The organism is Borreliella chilensis, assembly GCA_000808095.1.
Classification (GTDB): Bacteria; Spirochaetota; Spirochaetia; order Borreliales; family Borreliaceae; genus Borreliella; species Borreliella chilensis.
This window is the reverse complement of the sequence record CP009910.1, coordinates 480,809-502,820: the sequence shown is the minus strand read 5'-3', so window position 1 is coordinate 502,820 and position 22,012 is coordinate 480,809. Positions and strand designations below refer to the sequence as shown.

Annotated in this window: 33 protein-coding genes; 1 reads left to right on the top strand and 32 read right to left on the bottom strand. The window is 30.2% G+C overall.

What is annotated here, in order from left to right; genetic code table 11:
• Nucleotides 1-3: 3 nt before the first annotated feature.
• The 19 genes from OY14_02460 to tuf form a co-directional block, all read right to left on the bottom strand.
• A complete protein-coding gene (locus tag OY14_02460; protein AJA90304.1) occupies nucleotides 4-501 on the bottom strand; it encodes a 30S ribosomal protein S5 in 498 nt (165 codons plus the stop codon).
• Nucleotides 502-513: 12 nt separating this feature from the next.
• Nucleotides 514-873 carry a 50S ribosomal protein L18 gene (locus OY14_02455; GenBank protein AJA90303.1) on the bottom strand — a complete coding sequence of 120 codons (360 nt, stop codon included), beginning with the start codon at nucleotides 871-873 and terminating at the stop codon, nucleotides 514-516.
• A 17-nt stretch (nucleotides 874-890) separates the two neighbouring features.
• Nucleotides 891-1,433, bottom strand: coding sequence for a 50S ribosomal protein L6 (locus OY14_02450; protein ID AJA90302.1), 543 nt, complete (start codon nucleotides 1,431-1,433; stop codon nucleotides 891-893).
• A 16-nt stretch (nucleotides 1,434-1,449) separates the two neighbouring features.
• Nucleotides 1,450-1,848, bottom strand: a complete 399-nt coding sequence (locus OY14_02445; protein AJA90301.1) for a 30S ribosomal protein S8 — start codon at nucleotides 1,846-1,848, stop codon at nucleotides 1,450-1,452.
• Nucleotides 1,849-2,060: 212 nt separating this feature from the next.
• The gene (locus OY14_02440) at nucleotides 2,061-2,609 is read right to left on the bottom strand and encodes a 50S ribosomal protein L5 (protein AJA90300.1); all 549 of its coding nucleotides are present in this window, start codon (nucleotides 2,607-2,609) and stop codon (nucleotides 2,061-2,063) included.
• A 5-nt stretch (nucleotides 2,610-2,614) separates the two neighbouring features.
• On the bottom strand, nucleotides 2,615-2,920 hold the full coding sequence (locus OY14_02435) for a 50S ribosomal protein L24 (protein AJA90299.1): 306 nt from the start codon (nucleotides 2,918-2,920) through the stop codon (nucleotides 2,615-2,617).
• Between the two features lie 13 nt (nucleotides 2,921-2,933).
• Nucleotides 2,934-3,302, bottom strand: coding sequence for a 50S ribosomal protein L14 (locus tag OY14_02430; protein ID AJA90298.1), 369 nt, complete (start codon nucleotides 3,300-3,302; stop codon nucleotides 2,934-2,936).
• A 27-nt stretch (nucleotides 3,303-3,329) separates the two neighbouring features.
• Nucleotides 3,330-3,584, bottom strand: coding sequence for a 30S ribosomal protein S17 (locus OY14_02425; GenBank protein ID AJA90297.1), 255 nt, complete (start codon nucleotides 3,582-3,584; stop codon nucleotides 3,330-3,332).
• A 1-nt stretch (nucleotide 3,585) separates the two neighbouring features.
• Nucleotides 3,586-3,786, bottom strand: a complete 201-nt coding sequence (locus tag OY14_02420; protein ID AJA90296.1) for a 50S ribosomal protein L29 — start codon at nucleotides 3,784-3,786, stop codon at nucleotides 3,586-3,588.
• A gap of 2 nt (nucleotides 3,787-3,788) precedes the next feature.
• Nucleotides 3,789-4,205 (bottom strand): 50S ribosomal protein L16, encoded by a 417-nt coding sequence (locus OY14_02415; protein ID AJA90295.1) that lies wholly within the window; start codon nucleotides 4,203-4,205, stop codon nucleotides 3,789-3,791.
• A 22-nt stretch (nucleotides 4,206-4,227) separates the two neighbouring features.
• Nucleotides 4,228-5,085: a 30S ribosomal protein S3 gene (locus OY14_02410; protein AJA90294.1), complete on the bottom strand. Its 858-nt coding sequence runs from the start codon at nucleotides 5,083-5,085 to the stop codon at nucleotides 4,228-4,230.
• 3 nt (nucleotides 5,086-5,088) lie between these two features.
• Entirely contained in the window at nucleotides 5,089-5,451 is a 363-nt protein-coding gene (locus tag OY14_02405; protein AJA90293.1) for a 50S ribosomal protein L22, read from the bottom strand.
• 6 nt (nucleotides 5,452-5,457) lie between these two features.
• The gene (locus OY14_02400) at nucleotides 5,458-5,736 is read right to left on the bottom strand and encodes a 30S ribosomal protein S19 (protein AJA90292.1); all 279 of its coding nucleotides are present in this window, start codon (nucleotides 5,734-5,736) and stop codon (nucleotides 5,458-5,460) included.
• Between the two features lie 9 nt (nucleotides 5,737-5,745).
• Nucleotides 5,746-6,579 carry a 50S ribosomal protein L2 gene (gene rplB / locus OY14_02395; GenBank protein AJA90291.1) on the bottom strand — a complete coding sequence of 278 codons (834 nt, stop codon included), beginning with the start codon at nucleotides 6,577-6,579 and terminating at the stop codon, nucleotides 5,746-5,748.
• 21 nt (nucleotides 6,580-6,600) lie between these two features.
• Nucleotides 6,601-6,897, bottom strand: coding sequence for a 50S ribosomal protein L23 (locus OY14_02390; protein ID AJA90290.1), 297 nt, complete (start codon nucleotides 6,895-6,897; stop codon nucleotides 6,601-6,603).
• 8 nt (nucleotides 6,898-6,905) lie between these two features.
• Entirely contained in the window at nucleotides 6,906-7,547 is a 642-nt protein-coding gene (locus OY14_02385) for a 50S ribosomal protein L4 (protein AJA90289.1), read from the bottom strand.
• Nucleotides 7,548-7,556: 9 nt separating this feature from the next.
• Nucleotides 7,557-8,177, bottom strand: coding sequence for a 50S ribosomal protein L3 (locus OY14_02380; protein AJA90288.1), 621 nt, complete (start codon nucleotides 8,175-8,177; stop codon nucleotides 7,557-7,559).
• A 44-nt stretch (nucleotides 8,178-8,221) separates the two neighbouring features.
• Nucleotides 8,222-8,533: a 30S ribosomal protein S10 gene (locus tag OY14_02375; GenBank protein AJA90287.1), complete on the bottom strand. Its 312-nt coding sequence runs from the start codon at nucleotides 8,531-8,533 to the stop codon at nucleotides 8,222-8,224.
• A 50-nt stretch (nucleotides 8,534-8,583) separates the two neighbouring features.
• The gene (gene tuf / locus OY14_02370) at nucleotides 8,584-9,768 is read right to left on the bottom strand and encodes an elongation factor Tu (GenBank protein ID AJA90286.1); all 1,185 of its coding nucleotides are present in this window, start codon (nucleotides 9,766-9,768) and stop codon (nucleotides 8,584-8,586) included.
• A gap of 370 nt (nucleotides 9,769-10,138) precedes the next feature.
• Here tuf and OY14_02365 point away from each other — a divergent pair, with 370 nt between their 5' ends.
• Nucleotides 10,139-10,528 (top strand): hypothetical protein, encoded by a 390-nt coding sequence (locus OY14_02365; protein AJA90285.1) that lies wholly within the window; start codon nucleotides 10,139-10,141, stop codon nucleotides 10,526-10,528.
• Between the two features lie 19 nt (nucleotides 10,529-10,547).
• Here the strand turns inward: OY14_02365 and OY14_02360 are convergent, their stop codons facing one another.
• From OY14_02360 to OY14_02300, 13 genes are all read right to left on the bottom strand, one after another.
• Complete coding sequence (locus OY14_02360; protein AJA90284.1) at nucleotides 10,548-11,912, bottom strand: membrane protein; 1,365 nt, start codon at nucleotides 11,910-11,912, stop codon at nucleotides 10,548-10,550.
• Between the two features lie 598 nt (nucleotides 11,913-12,510).
• Nucleotides 12,511-13,794 carry a UDP-N-acetylglucosamine 1-carboxyvinyltransferase gene (locus OY14_02355; GenBank protein ID AJA90283.1) on the bottom strand — a complete coding sequence of 428 codons (1,284 nt, stop codon included), beginning with the start codon at nucleotides 13,792-13,794 and terminating at the stop codon, nucleotides 12,511-12,513.
• Nucleotides 13,795-13,883: 89 nt separating this feature from the next.
• Nucleotides 13,884-14,705, bottom strand: coding sequence for a hypothetical protein (locus tag OY14_02350; protein ID AJA90282.1), 822 nt, complete (start codon nucleotides 14,703-14,705; stop codon nucleotides 13,884-13,886).
• 12 nt (nucleotides 14,706-14,717) lie between these two features.
• Nucleotides 14,718-14,897 carry a hypothetical protein gene (locus OY14_02345; GenBank protein AJA90642.1) on the bottom strand — a complete coding sequence of 60 codons (180 nt, stop codon included), beginning with the start codon at nucleotides 14,895-14,897 and terminating at the stop codon, nucleotides 14,718-14,720.
• 51 nt (nucleotides 14,898-14,948) lie between these two features.
• Nucleotides 14,949-15,455 carry a signal peptidase II gene (gene lspA / locus OY14_02340; protein ID AJA90281.1) on the bottom strand — a complete coding sequence of 169 codons (507 nt, stop codon included), beginning with the start codon at nucleotides 15,453-15,455 and terminating at the stop codon, nucleotides 14,949-14,951.
• 10 nt (nucleotides 15,456-15,465) lie between these two features.
• Nucleotides 15,466-16,212 (bottom strand): hypothetical protein, encoded by a 747-nt coding sequence (locus OY14_02335; GenBank protein AJA90280.1) that lies wholly within the window; start codon nucleotides 16,210-16,212, stop codon nucleotides 15,466-15,468.
• A gap of 1 nt (nucleotide 16,213) precedes the next feature.
• Nucleotides 16,214-16,903, bottom strand: coding sequence for a laccase (locus OY14_02330; GenBank protein AJA90279.1), 690 nt, complete (start codon nucleotides 16,901-16,903; stop codon nucleotides 16,214-16,216).
• Entirely contained in the window at nucleotides 16,900-17,691 is a 792-nt protein-coding gene (locus OY14_02325; protein ID AJA90278.1) for a sugar ABC transporter ATP-binding protein, read from the bottom strand. The genes OY14_02330 and OY14_02325 overlap by 4 nt, the downstream gene beginning before the upstream one ends.
• On the bottom strand, nucleotides 17,669-18,364 hold the full coding sequence (locus OY14_02320; protein ID AJA90277.1) for a hypothetical protein: 696 nt from the start codon (nucleotides 18,362-18,364) through the stop codon (nucleotides 17,669-17,671). Before OY14_02320 ends, OY14_02325 begins: the two co-directional genes overlap by 23 nt.
• Entirely contained in the window at nucleotides 18,361-18,888 is a 528-nt protein-coding gene (locus tag OY14_02315; GenBank protein ID AJA90276.1) for a hypothetical protein, read from the bottom strand. Before OY14_02315 ends, OY14_02320 begins: the two co-directional genes overlap by 4 nt.
• Before the next feature lie 280 nt (nucleotides 18,889-19,168).
• On the bottom strand, nucleotides 19,169-19,678 hold the full coding sequence (locus OY14_02310; protein ID AJA90275.1) for a nucleoside diphosphate kinase: 510 nt from the start codon (nucleotides 19,676-19,678) through the stop codon (nucleotides 19,169-19,171).
• 171 nt (nucleotides 19,679-19,849) lie between these two features.
• Entirely contained in the window at nucleotides 19,850-20,149 is a 300-nt protein-coding gene (locus OY14_02305; protein ID AJA90274.1) for a hypothetical protein, read from the bottom strand.
• A 4-nt stretch (nucleotides 20,150-20,153) separates the two neighbouring features.
• Complete coding sequence (locus OY14_02300; protein ID AJA90273.1) at nucleotides 20,154-21,836, bottom strand: DNA polymerase III subunits gamma and tau; 1,683 nt, start codon at nucleotides 21,834-21,836, stop codon at nucleotides 20,154-20,156.
• Between the last annotated feature and the right edge of the window lie 176 nt (nucleotides 21,837-22,012).

Sequence of the window (22,012 nt, the reverse complement as noted above, 5' to 3'; positions counted from 1 at the left end):
ACATTAACCCCATAAAGTTTTCAAAGTTTTTCCCCGCATCTCTGCTACTTTCTCAGCATCTAAAACTAAATCGAATGCTTTAAAAGTTGCCTTTACTACATTCATAGAATTATTAGAACCAAGAGATTTGCTTAAAATATCATGCACTCCTAAAGCCTCCATGACAGAGCGAACAGGACCTCCAGCAATAACACCAGTACCATGAGTAGCTGGCTTGATTAAAACCTTAGCTTTCTTAAAGTCTCCAATAACCTCATGTGGCAATGTCCCTTTTCGGATAGGAACAAACCTTAAATTTTTTCTAGCACTTGTTAAACTTTTTTTTATCGCATCACTAGCATCATTGGCTTTGCCAAAGCCCCAACCAACATAGCCTTCTCCATCTCCAACAACCATGAAAGCAGCAAAAGAGAATCTTCTTCCTCCCTTAACAACCTTAGTAACTCTATTGAGTGATATTAATTTTTCTATTTGCTTTCTCTGAACTTGAACATCTGCCATAAATATACTCCCTTAAATATTAATACCAAACTCTCTCAAAGAAGTTGCAAAACTTGCAATAAGTCCATGATACTTATAACCATTTCTATCAAAAATAAGATTATTTATATTTTTTTCCTTAAGCCTTTTAGCAAGAACTTCTCCAAGTTTTTTTACATCATCAATATTTTTGCTTAAATTAAGACTTTTTTCAATAGTAGAAACACTTACAACAGTATGCCCCTTGCTATCATCTATAACTTGGGCATAAAAATATCTGTTAGATTTAAATATAGTAATTCTTGGTCTGCTTGATATCCCACGCCCTATTTTATCCTTTATCCTTTTTTTACGCCTAAATCTTCTCTGTTCCGCTTCTTTTATTTTTTTCATAACTATTCACCCAAAATTTATTTTTTTACACCAGATTTCCCAACTTTTCTCCTAATAACTTCAGTATCATACTTGATACCCTTACCCTTATATGGTTCTGGTTTTTTTAAACTTCTAATCTCAGCAGCAACTTGGCCAACCTTAGACTTGTCTATGCCTTCAACAGAAATTTTAGTATTACCATCAAGCTTTATATTAATACCATCCGGAATAACATATTCAAACTGAGTCGAATAACCAAGGTTTAAAAAAAGACTATTGCCTTGTTGTTCTGCCCTATAGCCTATACCATTTATAGTAAGAGATTTGGAAAATCCTTCAGTTACTCCTTTTACCATGTTAAAAATTAAGCTTCTGTAAAGACCATGATAAGCTTTTGCTTTTTTATCATTAAAAACTCGATCAATAATAACGCTACCATTTTCAACTTTAACATTAACACTATCTTTTATATTTTGAACTAACTTTCCTCTAGCCCCTTCAACTGTTACCAAATTGTCTTTAACATCAATCTTAACAGTATCTGGAATCTTTATAGGAAGTCTTCCAATACGCGACATAAATCCCCCTATTAATCTACCAAACTGAACAAATCAATTCACCACCTATTTTATTATCTTTAGCTTTTTTGCCAGTAATAACACCTTGAGAAGAAGATACTATTAATATCCCATATCCATTCTTTATTCTTGGCATCTTCTTATATGAAGAATAAATTTTTCTACCAGGAGTAGAAATGGCATCTATTTTATTTATAACAGGATTTCTTTTGCTGTCATATTTTAACAAAACCTTAATAAAAGCAATTCCGTCTTTTTCTAAAAAACTAAAATCCTTGATATAACCCTCTTCTTTAAGAATGTTTAATATTGACTTATTCATATTAGACATTTTTAAATCTACAGACCCATGCTTAACTCTACTTGCATTCCTCAATTTAGTTAGCATATCTCCTACCGAATGAGTAATCGCCATAAAATCTCCTTACCAACTTGATTTTGAAACGCCAGGAATTAATCCTTCAGACGCATACTTTCTAAAACATATCCTGCACATACAAAAATCTCTCAAATAACCTCTAGGACGACCACATAATTTACATCTATTGTTCTGTCTTGTTTTATACTTAGGCTTTCTTAAAGCCCTAATAATCATTGATTTTTTAGCCATATACCTTATAAATCCCTTTAATTACTAAACGGCATTCCAAATTTCAAAAGCAAAGCTTTGCCTTCTTTATCATTTGGAGCTGTTGTCACAATTGTAACATTCAAACCAGATATTCTCTCTATTTTATCATAGTCTATTTCAGAAAATATTATTTGCTCCGTTATTCCAAGAGAATAATTTCCATTACCATCAAAAGCATCTCCATTGATTCCTCTAAAATCCTTAACCCTTGGCAATGCTAAATGAATAAGCTTATACAAAAACTCATACATTACATTGCCCCTAAGCGTAACTTTAGCACCTATTTCTTGCCCTTGTCTAATCTTAAACCCAGCAATTGCTTTTTTGGCTTTTGTTTTTACAGCTTTCTGACCAGTGATCTGAGTAAGCTCTAAAACCGCAGAGTCTAAAAACTTTTTATTCCTAACAGCCTCACCAACACCTACAGAAATTACTATTTTTTCAAGTTTGGGAACTTGCATTATAGATTTATATTCAAATTCCTTAACAAGTTCTTTTACAACACTATTTTTATAATACTTCTTCAATTCAGGAACATAATTCATAAACTCTATACCCTCTGACCATTTTTCTTAAGATACCTTATTTTTTCATTATTTTCAAACCTAATACCTAATCTTGAAGAAGTTCCTTTGGTAAATATCATCACATTTGAAATGTCTATAGCGGCCTCCCTATCAATTATTCTACCTTTTTCTTGGGGCGTCCTAGCCTTGATGACTTTTTTTACCATATTACAAGATTCAACAATAACTTTATTTTTTTTTCTATTTATACTAGCAATCTTGCCTATTCTTCCCTTATCTTTCCCAGAAAGAATCTTTACGCTATCACCTATCTTCAACTTTGTTTTCACAAAACCCCCTTTGCTATATCACCTCTGAAGCCAATGATACTACCTTCATAAAATTAGCATCTCTGAGTTCTCTTGCAACAGGTCCAAACACCCTTTTGCCTCTAGGACTTAAATTAGCATCAAGTATCACACAAGCATTATCATCAAATCTAACATAAGTTCCATTCTTACGTCTTACTTCTTTAGAAGTCCTAACAATTACAGCTTTACAAACATCTCCTTTTTTAACAGAAGAATTAGGAATTGCTTGTTTTACTACAATAGTTATTACGTCTCCAATTTTAGCATAACGCCTTTTACTGCCACCAAGAACTTTAATACATTGAGCCACCTTGCCACCAGTATTATCTGCAACTGTTAAATAAGTTTGCATCTGAATCATAATCAACCTCCTTTAGAAAAACCAAAGCTATTTTAATTTCTCTAAAACTTCAACAAGAGACCATCTTTTATCTTTACTAATAGGACGAACCTCAATAATTTTAACCTTATCACCAATCTTTGAAATTTCCTTTTCATCATGTGCTTTAACTTTTTTGCTGACTTTTAAATACTTATGGTAAATTGGATGCATCTTTCTTTGAACAATTTCTACTACTATAGTCTTAGACATCTTATCGCTAACAACTTTACCAATTAATTCTTTTTTATTTTCTCTTGCCATATTAAACCTTTCTAATACCCAATTCATATTCACAAATCATTGTATTAAGTCTTGCAATATCACGTCGAATCTCTCTTTTTTTTAAAGGATTTTCAACATGACCAACAACAGCTTTAAATCTTAAATCTAAATACTCTTTCTTTAATTCTAGCCGTTTAGCCTTCATATCCTCAAGAGTAAAATTCTTAAAATTTTTCAACATAGCTACCTCAAATCTCGCCTTACAATAAACATAGTTTTCACCGGAAGCTTAGAACTTGCAAGTGACATAGCCTCTTGAGCAAGCTCTTTTGCAACTCCAGCCATCTCAAACATAACAGTGCCAAGCTTAACAGGAGCGTTCCAATGATCAACCCCCCCTTTGCCCTTGCCCATTCTAGTTTCAGCTGGTTTTTTAGTATAAGGAATATCAGGAAATATTCTTATCCAAACCCTACCACCTCTTTTTATTTTACGAGTCATTGCAATACGAGCAGCTTCAATTTGACGAGCGGTAATAAAATTTGTTTCCAAAGAAACAAGACCATATTCACCGAAAGAAACCTTATTGCCCTTTTGAGCCTCTCCGGACAATCTTCCTCTTTGCTTTTTTCTATATTTAACCTTTTTTGGACTTAACATCTAATTCTCCTCCAATATCCTGCTAATTAGAATCGGCTCTTCCTTTAGAAGAAGGCACATTGGGTTTATTTAAAATGCCTTCTCCATCTTTAGACAACCCACCTTTTTTATTTAAAACTCTGGTTTGCTTTTCATTAACCTTCTCTTTATTATTTGAAATTTTATCAAAATTTTTAGCAGACTCACCTCTTTCCCTAAAAGGCTTCCTATTTATTACCTGACCAGCATCAGAATTAGTTTGTTTACCTAAAACTTCACCTTTAAACAACCAAACCTTGACTCCAATAATACCATAAGTAGTTTGAGCTTCAGAAAAACCATAATCTATATTAGCTCTAAGAGTATGCAAAGGAATCCTACCCTCCTTAACCTCAAAGCTTCTTGCAATCTCAGCTCCACCAAGTCTACCGGCAATCTTAATCTTTAGCCCTTGAGCACCTTTTAACATAGAAGTAGAAAGAGATGATTTTAAAACTTTCCTATAAGACGCTCTATTTTCTACTTGCTTTGCAATTCCATTAGCAATAATCTGAGCATCAAGCTCCGGTCTTTTAATTTCTTTGATTTTAATACTAATTTTTTTAGAAATTTTTTTAGTTAACAATTGACCAATTTTTTCAAGATTAGAACCTTTTAGACCTATAACAGAACCGGGTCTTGGAGTAGCAATTACTACTGTTACTTTTTGGGGATTATTTCTAATTATTTCTATATCAGAAATATCAAATTTAATCCCTTTGAGAAACTTCATAATCTCACGTCTTATTAAAAAATCTTCATGAAGAATTGTAGAATACAACTTTTTATCAAAATACCATTTTGATTTCCAATCTTTATTAATTTTTACCCTTAAGCTATATGGATGTACTTTTTGGCCCATACTTTATCCTTTAATATCTTTTTTTTCATCAACTTCAACAAAAATATGACAATTCCTATTAATAAGCCTATCTGCTCTACCTCTAGCCCTAGGCCAAATCTTTTTACGACGACGTCCATCATCAACCATAACTGCTTTAACAAATATCATGTCTTCGGAAAGATTTTTATTATGATACATAGCATTTGATGCTGCTGACTTAACAACCTTTTCTAAAAGCTTAGCTCCTTTATTAGGCATAGAACAAAGCACTGCAATAGCTTTAACATAAGACTCTCCCCGTATATTGTCAGCTATTGGCCTAACTTTTTTTGGAGAAGAGGGTAAATTTTTGCCCTTTGCTGTATATCTTCTATTTATCAACATAGATACTTACTTCCTTCCCTTTTTATCTGACTTGGCATGTCCTCTAAAAATCCTTGTAGGTGAAAACTCGCCAAGCTTATGCCCCACAAGATCTTCAGTAATATAAATAGGTATAAAAGCCTTACCATTGTAAACAGATATAGTAAGACTCACCATCTCAGGAATTATTGTTGAGGCTCTAGAGTAAGTCTTAATAACAACCCTCTTCTCACTTCCAGAAGATGATAAAACTTTTTGATAAAGACTTTTTTCTATAAAAGGTCCTTTTTTAATAGATCTTGCCACTATACTCTCCTACTTATTTCTTCTTTTAATAATAAATTTATCTGAATACCTTTTCTTCTTGCGAGTCTTATAACCTTTAGTAGGTTGTCCCCAAGGAGACACGGGATGGCGACCCCCGGAAGTTTTCCCCTCACCACCACCATGTGGATGGTCAACAGGATTCATAGCAACACCCCTAACCTTAGGTCTTTTACCAAGCCATCTGCTTTTACCAGCTTTACCTATGGAAACATTGACATAATCTTCGTTGCCAATTTCACCAATTGTTGCAATGCATTTTTTAAAAATCAACCTCATCTCACCAGATGACAACTTTACGGTAACATAATTACCTTCAGAAGCAAGTATCATAGCATACCCCCCTGCACTTCTTACAAGCTGACCACCCTTGCCTACATTAAGCTCAATATTATGAACAGTTCTTCCAATAGGAATATTTTCAAGAGGCAAAGCATTCCCAATTTTAATTGGGGCGTTCGGACCACTTTCCAAAACATCCCCAACTTTAATGCCTTTAGGAGAAATAATATATCTCTTGTCTCCATCTTTATAGACAAGCAGGGCTATATTAGCACTTCTATTAGGATCATATTCAATAGAAGCCACACGAGCAGGAATGCTAAACTTATCTCTTCGATTAAAATCAATCAATCTATACTTTCTCTTATGCCCACCGCCTCTTCTTCTAACACTAATCCTACCAGAAGAATCTCTTCCTGCTTTAAACTTTTTACCTTTTGTTAAAGACTTCAAAGGATCATTACCCTTGCTCAAATCATCAAAAGATAAAGTCGTCTTATAACGCAAAGAAGAAGTTTTAGGCTTATAAGTCTTAATACCCATATTTATTTTTCTCCAAAACCACTAAAAAATATCTATTTTATCTTCTTTTTTAAGATAAACATATGCCTTCTTCCACGAAGAAGTTTTTCCCTTCCCTATAGGATACCCTCTTCGAGACACCACAACCTTGGCTTTACTTTTAATATTAAGCAAATTACACGATACTGGAGTAACATCGAAAAGCTCTTTTATTGCTGCACCAACTTCTTTTTTATTTGCTCTCTTGCTTACCTTAAAAACATACACATTGATACCTTCTCTTTGAGTATTGGTTTTTTCAGTAAGCATAGGTGAAATTATTATATCATAAGCTTTCATACTTATCCTCAACATCTCTTTTCTTTAATGTAAAACTCATTAAGCTTGTTAACAGCAGATTCTAGAGCTATTAAATTTTTAGCATAAAACAAATCAACAACCCTAAGTTTATCAAAAGACAAGATCTTTAGATCTCTTATATTTTTACCAGCCCTTTTGATCATCTGATCATCACTGCCCAAAATAACAACTACCTTGCCACTAACACTTGCAAAATTTTTTATTATTAAAGCAAGATCTTTTGTCTTTCCCGATTCAATATTAAAATTCTCAATAACTTTGAAATTATTTTCATCAGCAGCACGCAAGCTTAAAACAGACTTGAATGCAAGTCTTTTCACTTTTTTAGGCAATCTGTAGCTATAATCTCTGGGCTTTGGTCCTAATGCTATCCCCCCACCAATCCAAACTGGGTTTCGCTTTGTACCCACTCTAGCTCTACCGGTTCCTTTTTGCTTCCAAGGTTTTTTTGAACTACCTTTAACCTCTGATCTGGTTTTAGTTGAAGATGTACCAACCCTAAGATTAGACAGCTCGTTTTTTATAGCATTATAAATAGATCCATGACTAATTTCTATATTAAAAACCCTATCATCCAAATTTATAGTTCTAATCTCTTTTCCATCTTTAGAAAAAACTTTCCTTTCCATACTAAATACCTACTTTTTAGATTTCTTAACAACAACAAAAGAACCCTTAGCCCCGGGCACAGCCCCTTTTACCAGGATAGCTCTCTTTTCTTCATCAATTAAAACAACTTCAAGATTTTGAATAGTTTGTTGATTTCCACCCATTCTACCAGCCATTTTGGTCCCTTTGAACGTCCTTGCAGGAGTAGTAGCTTGTCCTGTTCCACCAAGATGTCTATGAAATTTTGATCCATGAGAAGATGGCCCACCACTAAAATTATGCCTTTTCATAGCTCCCTGAAAACCTTTGCCCTTAGTAGTTCCTGTAACATCCACATACTTAACTGACTTAAAAACATCAATCTTAATTTCATCACCAGCATCATACCCTTCAAGCCCCTTAAACTCTATTACATATTTTTTAGGCTCAATATTTTTTAAGCTTTTATATTGACCTCTTATAGGCTTTGAAACTTTAGAGCCCTTAAGATCAACAGAACCCGCTATAAGAGCACTGTAACCATCTCTATCAACTGTTTTTTTCCCTATAATATAATTGGGCTGAAACTCTATAACAGTAACAGGAACCACAACACCATTTTTTTGAAATATCTGAGTCATGCCAACTTTTTTTCCAATCAATCCCAACATTAAAACACCTCAAATTCATATACTTCACATACTTAAAATATAATTTACTGTTTAATATCTACCTCAACACCTGCTGGAAGTTCTAATTTCATTAAAGAATCCATTAAAGCAGAAGTGGGTTCTAAAATATCAATAAGCCTTTTATGAGTTCTCATCTCAAATTGCTCCCTTGACTTTTTATTGACATGAGGAGAACGTAAAACAGTATATTTTTTTATTTTTGTCGGCAAAGGAATTGGACCCTTAATCTGAGCCTTAGCCTTCTGAACAGCTTTAACAATAGATTCGGCACTCTGATCTAATATTTTAACATCAAAACTAAATAATCTTACGCGTATCTTATCTTTAGCAATCAATTTATTCTCCTAAACTTTAGAAATATTAAATATATCCCTAAAGTCTCGAACTATTCCAATATTTCAAGAATTCTTCCTGAAGCAACAGTTCTACCACCTTCTCGAACAGCAAATTCTACATTCTTATCCATAGCTATTGAAGAGATTAACTCAACAACAATATCAACATTGTCACCAGGCATAACCATTTCTTTCCCTTCTAAAGCAACAACTCCTGTAACATCGGTTGTTCTGAAAAAGAATTGTGGTCTATAACCTGGAAAAAATGGCTTGTGCCTACCACCTTCTTCTTTGGTCAAACAATAAATTGAAGCTTTAAACTTTTTATGTGGAGTAATTGTACCTGGAGCCGACAAAACTTGCCCTCTCTCAATGTCTTTTTTATCAACTCCTCTTAGAAGTAGCCCAACATTATCTCCTGCTTGACCTTGCTCAAGAATTTTCTGAAACATTTCTACACCAGTAACAGTGGTTTTTCTAGTTTCCTTAATACCAACTATTTCAACTTCTTGCCCAACCTTAATAACACCTCTTTCAATACGCCCAGTAGCAACAGTACCTCTTCCTGAAATAGAAAATACATCTTCAACAGCAAGCAAAAATGGCTTGTCAATATCTCTTTCTGGAAGATCAAAATAATTGTCCATAGATTCAAGCAGTTCTTTAACACATTTTGTAGCCTCAGGATCTTCTGGATTTGACATAGCCCCAAAAGCTGAACCCTTGATTATTGGGGTATTAGCTGAAAATCCATATTTTTCAACCAACTCTAAAACCTCAACTTCAACAAGCTCAACAAGCTCAGGATCTGCTAAATCTAATTTATTTAAAAAAACTATTATTTTCTTTATCCCCATTCTTTGAGCAAGAAGTAAATGCTCTTTTGTTTGAGGTTCAGCACCACTATCAGCAGCAACCAAAAGTATTGCTGCATCCATTTGAGCTGCCCCCGTAATCATATTTTTTATATAATCAGCATGACCTGGACAATCAACATGGGCATAGTGCCTATTGGCAGTTTCGTACTCAATATGCCTAGCATTAATTGTTATTCCTCTCGCCTTCTCCTCAGGTGCATTATCAATATCTTCGTACTTTAATGCTTTTGCATCTTTATTTAATTTTGAACAATAAATACTAATAGCCGCTGTTAATGTTGTCTTACCATGATCAACGTGGCCTATTGTTCCAACATTCATGTGCGGCTTTGTTCTTTGAAAAACTTCTTTTGCCATGACTAACCTCCTAAATTTCATATCCCAAATAGCTACTTATATTTAATCTCTTTTAAAAATTTTTAACAAATCGTAATTATAAAAATAACAAAATAGCTACAAATAATTAAAAAATAAACTTTTAGAAATTGACCCGCACTGCGTGTTTTTCTAAAAAATTTTAATAGCTTTAAAAGTGTACACATTTTATAAAATATAGTCAATATATTTGTACTTCTAAAGTTTAATTAATAAAGCATATAAAAGTATTAAAATTAACATTTATTTTCTATCAATTAAATAAAAGTATAAAATTCAAAACAACAACAAGCAATTTTTATATTATCAAAAAGATTAACACTAGACCAATAAAAAAAATATAATAAAAATAATGAAAACTCAAAAAGTTAAACTTAAGTTACTAACAATGCTTACTATTCCTAATATTTTAATTGCTTTTATGTCTTGCATGAAAACAACCGCAATAAAATCAAAAGAACATGCACAAGAAATTACTTATCTTATTAGTGTTATAAAAACTAATAAAAAAGTAGAAATAGTAAACTACAAATCCGACAGTAAAAACAATCTAATAATTACCCTTAGAAACAAAAGCAGAGAACAAATAAATGCAAATTCATTAGCAATTTTCAAAGAAGGCAGCAAAACAGGTGAATTGATTAGAGAAAAACTTAACGGACTTGAGACAAAAACTTTTCATTTGAAAACTAAAATAAATTCCAAAAGGAAAAATATATTATATATTTTTGAAAAACAATAATAAAAATAAATCTTAATTACTATTTGTATTTTTTAATTAAAATGGGCTTAGCCCAATAACGAGTACAAGTAAAAGCAACTAAAATTATAATTGCTAAATAATTTGAAATTATAAAAGCATAACCTAAAGAATTTTCAATTATGCCAAAATATTGAAAAATAAAAACTACCGGCAAACGAATAAGCCACAACCTAATAAAAATAATAATCATTGCAATTTTTGTTCGACCAGATCCAATAAGTCCTCCAAAAAATACTTGTTGTAAGCCATATCCAAAAGTACCAATAGTTGTTAACAATAAATAATTATTAGCATAATTTAAAACTTCTAAATCATTTGTGAACAAACCTAATATAAACTGTTTATTAAAAATAACAATCGAATTTATTATTAATAAAATTATTAAAGAAATAAAAAACCCTTTTTTCAAAACTTCTCCCACCCTATTAATTTTCTTAGCACCAAGATTTTGACCAACAATTGAAATAATCCCAGTACCAATCCCCATAGCAGGAAGAAATAAAAAAGAGATAATGGTATTTGTAAGACCATAAGCCGCTAAAAATTTAGGACTAATCTCAATAACTATATAATTGAAAATAAAAAATGACAATGAAACCATTATTTGCCCAAAAGTTGAAGGTAATCCCAGATTAAAAATTTCTTTAATAGCCCTTAAATCTAGCACTAAGTCTTTAGGATAAATTTTCAATCCACGATTTAATCCATAAGTCAATAATAAATATAAAGAAACAGTTAGCAATTTTGAAAATAAAGTAGCCCAAGCAGCCCCAGTAATGCCCATATTAAAACTAAATATTAAAATTGGATCAAGAATAAAATTAACAATATTAGCAAATAAAACTATTACCATCGAAAGGGTAGTTTCTCCTTGAGCATTTAAAATATATGTAATTGAAATGCTTAAAAACATAATAGGTATTCCAAAAATTGTTACATAAAAATAAGTTCTTGAAAGCTCTTTAAGCTCACCTTTTACACCCAATAAATCTAAAAGATGCTCTATAAAAAAAAGAGCACAAATAGTAACAAATAAGGATAAAACAAAATTTAAAACAATAAGTTGTCCTGCATACCTTGAAAAACGAGAAAAATTTCCCTCTCCTATACATTTTGAAATTAAAGAAATGCTTCCTGTAGCCATACCCATAGCAATAGCCATAATAAAAAAATTAACAGGACCAGCAAGTGAAAGCGCTGACAAGGGCATAGCCCCAAGCTTACCGACATAAAACATATCAGTAAGATCATAAAAAGCTTGAATAATATTGGTTATAACAATAGGAAAACTTATTAAAAATAGAACCTTATACAAATTGCCATTTAATATTAATTCTCTAGCCTTACTCTTATTCGCAGACATAAAATTTTATCCTTATTTAAAATATTTTTTTATAAAATTTAAAATCAAATCTAATTATCAACAATAAAAAAGTATTTAATTTTTTAATTTTAAAAACTAAAAATAATACAATATTCAAATATAATGTCAAAATAATTAGCAGCTAATATCTTATGCATTATAATAGTCAAGATAATAATAAAATTTATTAATTCTAACACATTTAAAAATCATAACCAAAAGCAGTAAAATTAAAACAGGCAATAATATAAAACTAATAATATTGATAATAATTTACCAATATGTAGGTAATAATAAACCTAAAACCACTCTCACGAATTAAACACATCAATAAACACTTATTTAAAATAATAATTAATATTATAAATGCAAAAATTCAAAACTGGAAATACTTTTAAAAAGTTTATTCAATAATTTTTGATATTGTTTATGCCTTATATCAAGGTCTTTCAACTATAAACTAAAACAAAATCCAACAATAAACATTGATTTAATACATTTTCATTTAGAACGCAATCTCTTAATATTTCATATTTATCAGCCTTTAAAAACATTTTCCATAAATCAAATATAATAATATACCAAAACCTATATTAAGCTATTGGCTTTTAACTCTCTTAATTTTTGCTCCCAAATTAATTAATTTGTTAACTACATCTTCATAACCTCTTTCAATTTGATATACATTTTGAATCTCACTAAGACCTTCAGCAACAAAAGCAGCGATAAGAAGAGACATTCCTGCCCTTACATCAGGAGAAGACAAAACATTACCTTTAAGTGGAGATTTGCCCGTGACTACCGCACGATGTGGATCACAAAGCACAATTTGAGCCCCCATCTTTATTAACTTATCAACAAAAAACATTCTGGATTCAAACATTTTCTCAAAAATAAGAACTGTACCTTCTACCTGAGTTGCAGTAACTATAATAATACTCATGAGGTCTGTTGGAAAAGCTGGCCACGGACCATCATCAATTTTTGGAATATGACCGCCAAAATCTAGCTTTACTTTTAATTCTTGCTTACCTTTTACATATACATTTTCCTTATCATATTCAAAATTAATACCAAGTCTTGAATATATATGTCTAATTAATCTAAAATGCTGGGGATCTGCTTTTTTAATTTCCAACTCTCCTCCTGTTAATGCAGAAAGACTAATCAAAGAGCCAACTTGCATAAAATCGGCTCCTATTCTAAATCTAGTTCCGCTTAATTTTTTTACTCCCTTTATTTCCAAAACATTTGAACCAACTCCCCAAATATTAGCGCCCATTGAATTCAACATATTGCATAAATCTTGAACATGTGGTTCACAAGCAGCATTCATAATAACAGTATTTCCTTCGGCAAGAACTGAAGCCATAATAATATTTTCTGTAGCTGTAACAGAAGCCTCATCTAAAAACATTTCAGCTCCAATAAGCTTTTTAGCCTTTAAAACAATTCTTCCATCTTTATTACTTAACTTAGCCCCCAGCTTACAAAGACCATAAAAATGAGTATCAATTCGCCTCTTACCAATTACATCTCCTCCCGGAAGCGCCATATCTATTTCCCCAAATCTAGAAACAACAGGTCCCAATAAAAGTATGGAAGCTCTAATTAAATCCGTAAGAGCAGAATCTATTTCTGTTTTTACAATATTTAAAACTTTTATTTTTACAGTATTACCCTCTCTTACAATATCTGCCCCCATATCATTTAAAATGTCTAAAACAACCTTTACATCATTAATATTAGGAATATTTTCTAAAATAACATCTTCATCAGTAAGCAACGCAGCTAAAATACAAGGTAAAGCTGAATTTTTATTACCACTAGCTGTAATTTGACCACCTATCTTAAAACCGCCTTCTACAATATAACTATGCATAACCCATCCTTCCTATACATAAAAACTAATAAAATTAAATCACATAGATAAGTTCAGTTTGATTTAAAGAATATCTAAAAAAATAAATATCAAACAATATCCATATCCTTTAAGCTTGGTTTATAATCTATATATTCTCTAACAGTATCTACAGAAAAAGAATGCCCATTTTCATCGATATCAATTAAAACACCATTAAATCCAAGACCTTCCCAAGCTTCATTAAATCTTTGATTTAAAAATCCTTTTAAAAATTTATCCACCTCTAAATCAGGAGCATATCCTACAACACTATCTAAACTACCAACTCTCCCTAAATCAGTTATAACAGCAGTATTATCTAAAATTCTCAAATCAGCTGTTAAAACCCTTTTGCCAATTCCAAGGCAAGCACTAACTCTTGATTTTAGATAAAAAAACAGAGCATTAACCTCAGCCGTAGTATTTGAATCAAAAAGAACAATAATATTATTTGTTTGCATTTTTATTTTTTCATAAAAATAATCAAAACTATAAAAAGGGTGATTAAATTTATACTTAGTTGTTCCCGTTTGACCTACAATCCTCATAACAGCCAATTTTTTACCACTAATATTATAAATAAAATAAGAATATCCTATTAATTTCACAGGACAATTTAAAGGCTTTAAAATAAAATTATACTTATCAAGAGTATCAGCTAAATCAGATCTTGTAAAAGCATTTTCACCTAAGGTTAAAACATCAACTCCATATTTTCTCAATAAAAAGGCATGCTTCTTGCCAAGACCTCTTAAACCCGTAGTAAAATTATTTCCAGATATTACAAAATCAATCTTTTTGCTAGTCTTAAAAGACGGTAAAAAAGATTTTATTGCAACAATACCAGCTTTACCAACAACCTCACCTGCAATTAAAATCCTCAAAGACATAAGCCTCTTTTTCTATTGATCTAGATCAAACAACTTAACAAGCAAACTTCTTGCAATAAAAATTGACACAAAATATCCCACCAAAATAGCAACAACAATCATCATGAAAATCAATATAAATTGCAAATAAGGCTTTGTAATAATACTAAATTTAACAACTAAAAGAAACTCAAAAAAGAAAACTAAAAGCATTAAAGATAAGTTTATTAGCACACATAAAATAAAAGCTAAAATCTTCATATATTAAGTGCTTTTTCTTTTTATAAAAAAATCATAAATCAAAAACAAAGCCATTCCTACAACAACATAGCTATCTGCAAAATTAAAAGTAGGCCATCTATCAAGCCCAAAAATTCCATAAAATTTGAAATCTAAAAAATCTACAACCCCAGAAGGTCTAAACAATCTATCAACAATATTTCCTACTCCTCCTGAAAAAACTAACAAAAGTGAAATCTTAGCAATACAATTTTTCTCTTTAAGAGCAATAAAAAAAACAAACATTAAAATAAAAATAGGAATTACAAGAAAAAAGATCTTTTTCAAACTATAATGAATATTAGAACCCATAGAAAACAAAATACCTGTGTTTCTTACATGTATTATTCTAAAAAAATTATCAAAAAAGGAAAAATATATTGAACCTAATTTGACATACTTCACAACCAAATATTTAGAAAGTTGATCAAAAAAAATTAAACTAATAATAAATAAAAAAATATTGAAATATTGTTTAGATTTAGCATTCATATAAAAATCCTCATAAATTAGTATCCTTACAAATAAATTTAATCTCCAAATCTCCTTGACTTTTCAAATCTTTCATCAATCTTTTTAAACCAAAAGTTTCAGTAAAATAATGCCCTGCAAAAATCAAACCTACGCCATTTTCTTCTGCTAAAGAATATATCTGATGAGAAGTGTCGCCAGTTATAAACAAATCTATCTCATAGTATAAAGCCTCTTCAAAAAAAGAGTACCCAGAACCACTAACAATAGCAACTTTACTTACCGATTCTTTAAACTTTTTTGAAAAAAGAACATGCTTATTTTCCCCTTCGATTTTTTCTAAAATTTCAGAAAAGCTAAAAATAGAATCAGCAATTATTCCTAGATTAAACCCCCCATAATTTGCAAAAGCAATAGGATTTTTTAATTCTAAAAAATCTGAGAATACTTTACTGTGAGAATATATAGAATGAGCATCCATAGGTAAGTGCACCGAATAAAGGGCTAAATTGTTTTCAATCAAAAGTCTCACTTTATCATACATGCTAGAAACAATTCGCTCTTTTTTAGACCAAAAAATACCATGATGGGTAATTAAAAAATCGCTTCCTTTTGCTTCTTTTAAAGTTGAATAGCTAGCATCAACTGCAAGAACAATCTTATTAACCTTGGAATCAAGATTCCCCACTTGAAGGCCATTTAAATTTTTATCAACATGTTCATACTTCTTTATATCAAAAATTGAATCAAGCTTAAAAGACAAATCTTTTACATTCAAATTAAATTCTCCAAATCAAAGCATAACTTTGACTTCCTCTTAATCTTCTATAAGAATAAAGACTTTCCAAACAATACGTACAAAGCTTTGAATTATAAATATTTAAATTAAAACTAGAAAGCAAATTTAAATTAAAACTAGCATTATCAAAATATATTTTACTATCTCTTGCAATAAAAGAAGAGTTTAATAAATCTTTACTAAATTTATTACTTGCTTCTTTTAAAAAGAATTCAGAAACTTCATAACAACAAGATCGATTATAAGGTCCAAAAACAATTTTCAAATCTTTAAAAGATGATCCCATTTTTTCAAACATAAACAACATTTTTAAAATAATCAAATTAAAGCTTCCTTTATATCCACTGTGAACAAGCCCTATAAATTTTTTTACTGAATCATAAAAATATACTGGAAGACAATCTGCAAAGTAAGCAACAAGAGCAACATTTAAAGACTTGGAGATAAGACCATCTCCTTCTTGAAAATTTATAAAATCATCTTCAACTTCGTAAATAACATCTGTATGCAATTGCTTTAAATACTTTATCTTTTTCGATTTAGGAACAAAATTTAAATTATCATTGCTAAGTTCTCTTAAATTTAGATTAAAAGGTTTTTTAGTATAAATCATTTTAACATCATCGGCTATCCTAAATTCATAATAAAGTTTATGATCTATTGTTTTCATAATCTAAACTCTTCTCCCAAATAAAGCTTTTTAGCTTTCTCACTACTTACTATATAATCAACATCACCTTCATCAAGCACTTGACCCTGATAAACAATATAAGCTCTATCAATTATATCAAAAGCATCTCTTACATTATGATCAGTAATAAGAACTCCAATGTTTTTATCTTTTAAAATTTTTATTATATTTTTTATATCTCCAATGGCAATAGGATCAATACCTGCAAAAGGTTCATCTAAGAGCAAAAAATAAGGATTTACAGCCAAAGCTCTTGCTATCTCTGCTCGCCTTCTCTCTCCACCAGAAAGAGTATAAGCTTTTTGATTTTGTATTCTTTTTATCTCAAATTCTTTAAGTAAATTCACAAGCTCTAACTTACGTTCAGCTTGAGATAAATCTTCTCTTCTTTCTAAAGCGACCATAATATTCTCTTCAACTGTAAGTTCTCTAAAAATTGAAGCATCTTGAGGAAGGTATACAATCCCTATTCTTGCCCGCTCATACATATTAAGAAATGAAACATTATAACCATTTATTAAAACTTTGCCTGCATTAGGCCTAATAAAACCTACAATAGTATAAAATGTTGTTGTCTTGCCAGCTCCATTTGGACCAAGAAGCCCCACAACCTCACCTTTATGAATGTTAATCGTAATGCCATTAACAGCAAACTTTTCACCATACTTTTTAACAATGTTATCAGCTTTTAAAACAACATTACTTAAAGAATTAAAGTTAAGACTTTCCTTAATCTCTTTTATTTTATTTTTTTTCTTCAGAAACATCATTCTCAACTTGAGTAAATTCTCCTTCAACACTCCCCTCAAGTTTATACCTATTAGTTTGTGTATTAAAAATTATTCTTGAAGCAGAATAATAATTGTCCTTCTGATAAATTACTGGAACACCTTCAAGAATCATTTCTTTTTCCTCTTTATTATAAGTCCCATTCTCAGCCCTTGCAAAAGTATCGTCCTTATATATTTTAACAGAGTATTGCATAATATAAACATTAGCTTTGTTGCTGCCCTCAACTCTTTCTGCCTTAATAACCATGTTGTTTTCCAAATCTTCAAGCTCAACCCCTTTTTGAAGATAAAAATTGTCCAACTTCCTATTAAAAAACAAAAATTGAGACTTAACATTCATCTTATTCTTATAATCTTCATAAAAAACATTACCTCGAGCTTCAAGATAAGAGCTATTCTCTCCATAAATTTCAATTTCATCTGCTCTAAGTTTAAAATCTAGTGAAACAACTTCTGAATTTCCTTTTAAAATAATTTTTTTATAAAAAGAAGAAACTATCCCTTGTGCAAAATCTGATTTAAAGGTAAAATTAGTGTTTTTCTCTTTATTTTCCTTAAGCCTTTCAAATTTAAGCTCAGATTCTTTTTGTGCTGCTTGAACATTGTTAACAACAATAATAAAAATCCATATTAAAATCAAACCTCTCAATTCATGATTCCTTCAACCCCAGAATCAAAATAAAAAACATTGCTCTTTAAAAAATAAGAAAATCCTTTTCCTTTTATTTTGCTATTATTAAATCTAATTAATACTAGCTCATTTGGAGGAGATTGCAATTTCTTGTCTTTATTCTTCCATAAAAGCCTATGAGCATTAAGTAAGTAATAATTATTTTTATCCTCTATCTTAAACTCTACAGAATCTCTCATATCCAAATCCTTTGTAGTATACGAGCCTTCCAAATTATTAAACTTTCCAGAAATTTCATTATCTAATGAATAATATAAAAACCTTCCGTTCTCAGCTTTATAAATTTTATAGTCATTAAAATAACTAAAACTTAAAGCCTTTAAAACAGTTTGCTCTTTATTGTATACAACATCATAATACTTGATTCCTAATATTTGTATTGAAGGAAACTTTTTTGCCTCATCAGATCTAGTCGAATATTCATCATAATCGAAAGCACAGGCAAAAAACAAAAATAACAAATAAAGTCTAAATATTTTCATAAATATTCTTCACATGACTAAAAATTTTCTATTTCAATTGACAATCTGTCAAACATAACAACATAATATTAAAAACTTTACCAACTAAAATTTATTTACATAATAAATTATACTGCATGAAATAAAAGCAAGATAAAAACATAACTTTAAAGAGCAGTTTTATGTATAAAAATAAAATTAAAAATGAAAAAATTAAAACAAAAATACAAAAATTACTTTATTTTAGATTAGTATTAGATTAGTAAAAAATTTATCCCTTTAAAGAAATAGATTATAAAAATCAACCATAATAATGCTCACATTCATCATCCCTTTTGTAGTTTATAATTTCATTATCTTTAAACCAAATCGGTATTTCACGAGTTGCATCCTCCTCATTTGCAGATGCATGAATCACATTATATATTGAAAAACCTTTTTCATTTGAATATCTAAAACTATGATGGGAGAAATCTCCTCGTATCGTTCCAGGAATAGCTAATTTTGGTTCAGTAGCACCACAAAGCTTTCTAACAACCTCAATGCTTTCAACTCCTTCAACAACAAATGCAAAAACAGGAGAGTTTGAAATAAACTCAATTAAAGATTTCCAAACCGCCTCATTATGCCTAAAGACAATATCATTATATAAATAATGTTTTTTGGCTAAGCTTTCATCAACAATAATCATTTTAGCAGCCACCATTTTTAAACCTACCCTTTCAAATCTAGCAACTACATCACCAATCAAACCTCTCCTAACTCCATCTGGCTTAATAATACACAAAGTTTTTTGCAATAATATTGACATAAAATCCTCCTAAGATTTAGGGCATGCATTAAAAAATAATTAAATAAATTAAAATATCTACTTAACACCAAAATTATATCTGATTAATTACGCTTAAACGAAATACTATAAAGTTGTAAAACTTTTAACATTCTATTAAAAATTAAAATATAGCTTTTACAAAATTAACAACTAAATTCCAAAAGGAAGAACTCCCATGGTTTTCAACTTTATCTCTTCTTTAACCTTAGAAACAGCATCATTTAAAGCGGATTTAATCATTTGTTCAAAAGCATCATTGTCTAAATCATCAAAAAATTCCTTGTTAATTGAAACTTTTTTAACATTAAATTCACCATCCATCTCAATAGTAACAATATCACTGCCTGCTCTACCACATACCGTAATTTTAGACATTTCCTTTTTAATATTATCAATATTGCTCTTAAAACTAGACATGTTTTTCAAAAAATCCAACGGATTTACTGCCATATTCCTATCCCTCCAGAACTTCACTTGCTCCAAAAATATTTTTTACAGCTTCTAATTTTTCAAAATCTCTTTCAAGGCTTTTAAAATTTTTCTGAAACACAATACTTAAATTGGGAAATTCTTTATAAAATTCAGACCTTATTTCAACTTTATAATTTTGAAGCTCATTATATTCGAATTCACTAAATACTTTATAATAAAGCACATTGCCATCAATAATAACTTCTCCTGAATGAACCAAAGTTTGAATATACCTTGAAACAATATAGATAAATTTATCTCTTATACTGATAAAATCATTTGCTTTGCTTGAATCATCATCCTCAATAAAAATCTCATCGATCTCATCAATGCCATTGATCTCTGAAAGATTGTTATTAATTTTTGTTGACAAATTTTCATCACAAGTAGTCTCTTCTTCTTCTAAAGATTTGATTTCAGAAAATTCAGATTCTAAGCTGGACTTTACAGGAATAAAAGCTAAATCATCTCTGCTCTTCTTATTTGTCAAACAATCAAAATTGCTTGAATCTAAATTCATACTCTCTAACAAATTATCCTCAAGATTTTGAATTTGTTTTATTAAAATATGATTTGGAATATAGTTTTTAAGCCTTAAAATTTTAATAAAATTAATTTCAAGCTCATATCTTGGATTAACTGAAAATTGCAGATCTCTGTAAGTTTCAAGCAAAACAACAATAATTCTCTCAAGATAATTTAAATCAAACTCAATTAATTTCTTTTTCAATTCCTCAGATTTAATTCCAATAAAATCAAAATTTTTAATACCTATTTTTAAAAACAAAGCTTCTCTAAAAAATTCGATTGAATCTAGTAAAAATTGCTCATAAGACACTCCAGCCAAAAAAATAGAATCAAGAATACAAATTAGATCTTTTACATCTTCATTAAGAATACTAATTGACAACTTTTCCAAAAATTCATCATTGGTTAAGCCCATTTTAGATCTTATTTGATCCAACTTAATATTAGAATTAGTGAAAGACACTACCTGGTCAAAAAGAGTATAAGCATCTCTTACACTACCACTACTTTTATACGCAATCCACTTTAAAGCTTCATCTTCATACTTAATATGATCTTCAAAACAAACCTTCTTAAGCATATTATAAATCTTTTCTAAAGATAAAAGCTTAAAACTAAAATGCTGGCATCTACTTTTTATTGTCTCTGGAAGCTTGTGTGACTCTGTAGTAGCAAAAATAAAAACAATATAACTTGGAGGCTCTTCAACTGTCTTTAAAAGGGCATTAAAAGCTGAATTAGAAAGCATATGAACTTCATCAATAATATATATTCTATATTTGGAAATTGCAGGAGGAAACATTATCTCTTCTTTAATTTGTCTAATATCCTGAACCGAGGTATTTGAAGCGCCATCAATTTCAATAACATCAAGACTGCTATCATTCTCAATAGATTTGCAATTGCTACACTCTCCACAAGGCATAACTGTCGGGCCATTCTTACAATTTAAACACCTGGCAAAAGCTCTAGCTGATGAAGTCTTACCGACACCTCTTGGTCCTGAAAAAATATACGCATTTGCTATTTTATTCTTCTCTATAGAATGCTTTAAAGTTTCAACAATAAAATCTTGCCCTTCAAGAGAGCTGAAATCTCTGGGGCGTTTCTTAAGAGCAGTACCTCTTGAAGATGCCATTATTTTTTTCCTCCCAATGCTTTAATAAGCAAAATAATATAAATACTTGCCATATAACATATATTTATACCTCAGAACTCTTATTTTAAAATAATTACCAAAGAATTTTATAAAGCATAAAAATATCTACCAAAGAAAAGCTTTCCAATAGAATATATAAAGTTAAAAGTTTAAAA

What these genes read in the sequence shown, in the direction of transcription:
- OY14_02460 (AJA90304.1), bottom strand. Translation starts at nt 501, where the DNA reads ATGGCAGATGTTCAAGTTCAGAGAAAGCAAATAGAAAAATTAATATCA.
- OY14_02455 (AJA90303.1), bottom strand. Translation starts at nt 873, where the DNA reads ATGAAAAAAATAAAAGAAGCGGAACAGAGAAGATTTAGGCGTAAAAAA.
- OY14_02450 (AJA90302.1), bottom strand. Translation starts at nt 1,433, where the DNA reads ATGTCGCGTATTGGAAGACTTCCTATAAAGATTCCAGATACTGTTAAG.
- OY14_02445 (AJA90301.1), bottom strand. Translation starts at nt 1,848, where the DNA reads ATGGCGATTACTCATTCGGTAGGAGATATGCTAACTAAATTGAGGAAT.
- OY14_02440 (AJA90300.1), bottom strand. Translation starts at nt 2,609, where the DNA reads ATGAATTATGTTCCTGAATTGAAGAAGTATTATAAAAATAGTGTTGTA.
- OY14_02430 (AJA90298.1), bottom strand. Translation starts at nt 3,302, where the DNA reads ATGATTCAGATGCAAACTTATTTAACAGTTGCAGATAATACTGGTGGC.
- OY14_02425 (AJA90297.1), bottom strand. Translation starts at nt 3,584, where the DNA reads ATGGCAAGAGAAAATAAAAAAGAATTAATTGGTAAAGTTGTTAGCGAT.
- OY14_02420 (AJA90296.1), bottom strand. Translation starts at nt 3,786, where the DNA reads ATGTTGAAAAATTTTAAGAATTTTACTCTTGAGGATATGAAGGCTAAA.
- OY14_02415 (AJA90295.1), bottom strand. Translation starts at nt 4,205, where the DNA reads ATGTTAAGTCCAAAAAAGGTTAAATATAGAAAAAAGCAAAGAGGAAGA.
- OY14_02410 (AJA90294.1), bottom strand. Translation starts at nt 5,085, where the DNA reads ATGGGCCAAAAAGTACATCCATATAGCTTAAGGGTAAAAATTAATAAA.
- OY14_02405 (AJA90293.1), bottom strand. Translation starts at nt 5,451, where the DNA reads ATGTTGATAAATAGAAGATATACAGCAAAGGGCAAAAATTTACCCTCT.
- rplB (AJA90291.1), bottom strand. Translation starts at nt 6,579, where the DNA reads ATGGGTATTAAGACTTATAAGCCTAAAACTTCTTCTTTGCGTTATAAG.
- OY14_02390 (AJA90290.1), bottom strand. Translation starts at nt 6,897, where the DNA reads ATGAAAGCTTATGATATAATAATTTCACCTATGCTTACTGAAAAAACC.
- OY14_02385 (AJA90289.1), bottom strand. Translation starts at nt 7,547, where the DNA reads ATGGAAAGGAAAGTTTTTTCTAAAGATGGAAAAGAGATTAGAACTATA.
- OY14_02380 (AJA90288.1), bottom strand. Translation starts at nt 8,177, where the DNA reads ATGTTGGGATTGATTGGAAAAAAAGTTGGCATGACTCAGATATTTCAA.
- tuf (AJA90286.1), bottom strand. Translation starts at nt 9,768, where the DNA reads ATGGCAAAAGAAGTTTTTCAAAGAACAAAGCCGCACATGAATGTTGGA.
- OY14_02365 (AJA90285.1), top strand. Translation starts at nt 10,139, where the DNA reads ATGAAAACTCAAAAAGTTAAACTTAAGTTACTAACAATGCTTACTATT.
- OY14_02360 (AJA90284.1), bottom strand. Translation starts at nt 11,912, where the DNA reads ATGTCTGCGAATAAGAGTAAGGCTAGAGAATTAATATTAAATGGCAAT.
- OY14_02355 (AJA90283.1), bottom strand. Translation starts at nt 13,794, where the DNA reads ATGCATAGTTATATTGTAGAAGGCGGTTTTAAGATAGGTGGTCAAATT.
- OY14_02350 (AJA90282.1), bottom strand. Translation starts at nt 14,705, where the DNA reads ATGTCTTTGAGGATTTTAATTGCAGGTGAGGTTGTTGGTAAAGCTGGT.
- OY14_02345 (AJA90642.1), bottom strand. Translation starts at nt 14,897, where the DNA reads ATGCTTTTAGTTTTCTTTTTTGAGTTTCTTTTAGTTGTTAAATTTAGT.
- lspA (AJA90281.1), bottom strand. Translation starts at nt 15,455, where the DNA reads ATGAATGCTAAATCTAAACAATATTTCAATATTTTTTTATTTATTATT.
- OY14_02330 (AJA90279.1), bottom strand. Translation starts at nt 16,903, where the DNA reads ATGAAAACAATAGATCATAAACTTTATTATGAATTTAGGATAGCCGAT.
- OY14_02325 (AJA90278.1), bottom strand. Translation starts at nt 17,691, where the DNA reads ATGTTTCTGAAGAAAAAAAATAAAATAAAAGAGATTAAGGAAAGTCTT.
- OY14_02315 (AJA90276.1), bottom strand. Translation starts at nt 18,888, where the DNA reads ATGAAAATATTTAGACTTTATTTGTTATTTTTGTTTTTTGCCTGTGCT.
- OY14_02310 (AJA90275.1), bottom strand. Translation starts at nt 19,678, where the DNA reads ATGTCAATATTATTGCAAAAAACTTTGTGTATTATTAAGCCAGATGGA.
- OY14_02305 (AJA90274.1), bottom strand. Translation starts at nt 20,149, where the DNA reads ATGGCAGTAAATCCGTTGGATTTTTTGAAAAACATGTCTAGTTTTAAG.
- OY14_02300 (AJA90273.1), bottom strand. Translation starts at nt 21,836, where the DNA reads ATGGCATCTTCAAGAGGTACTGCTCTTAAGAAACGCCCCAGAGATTTC.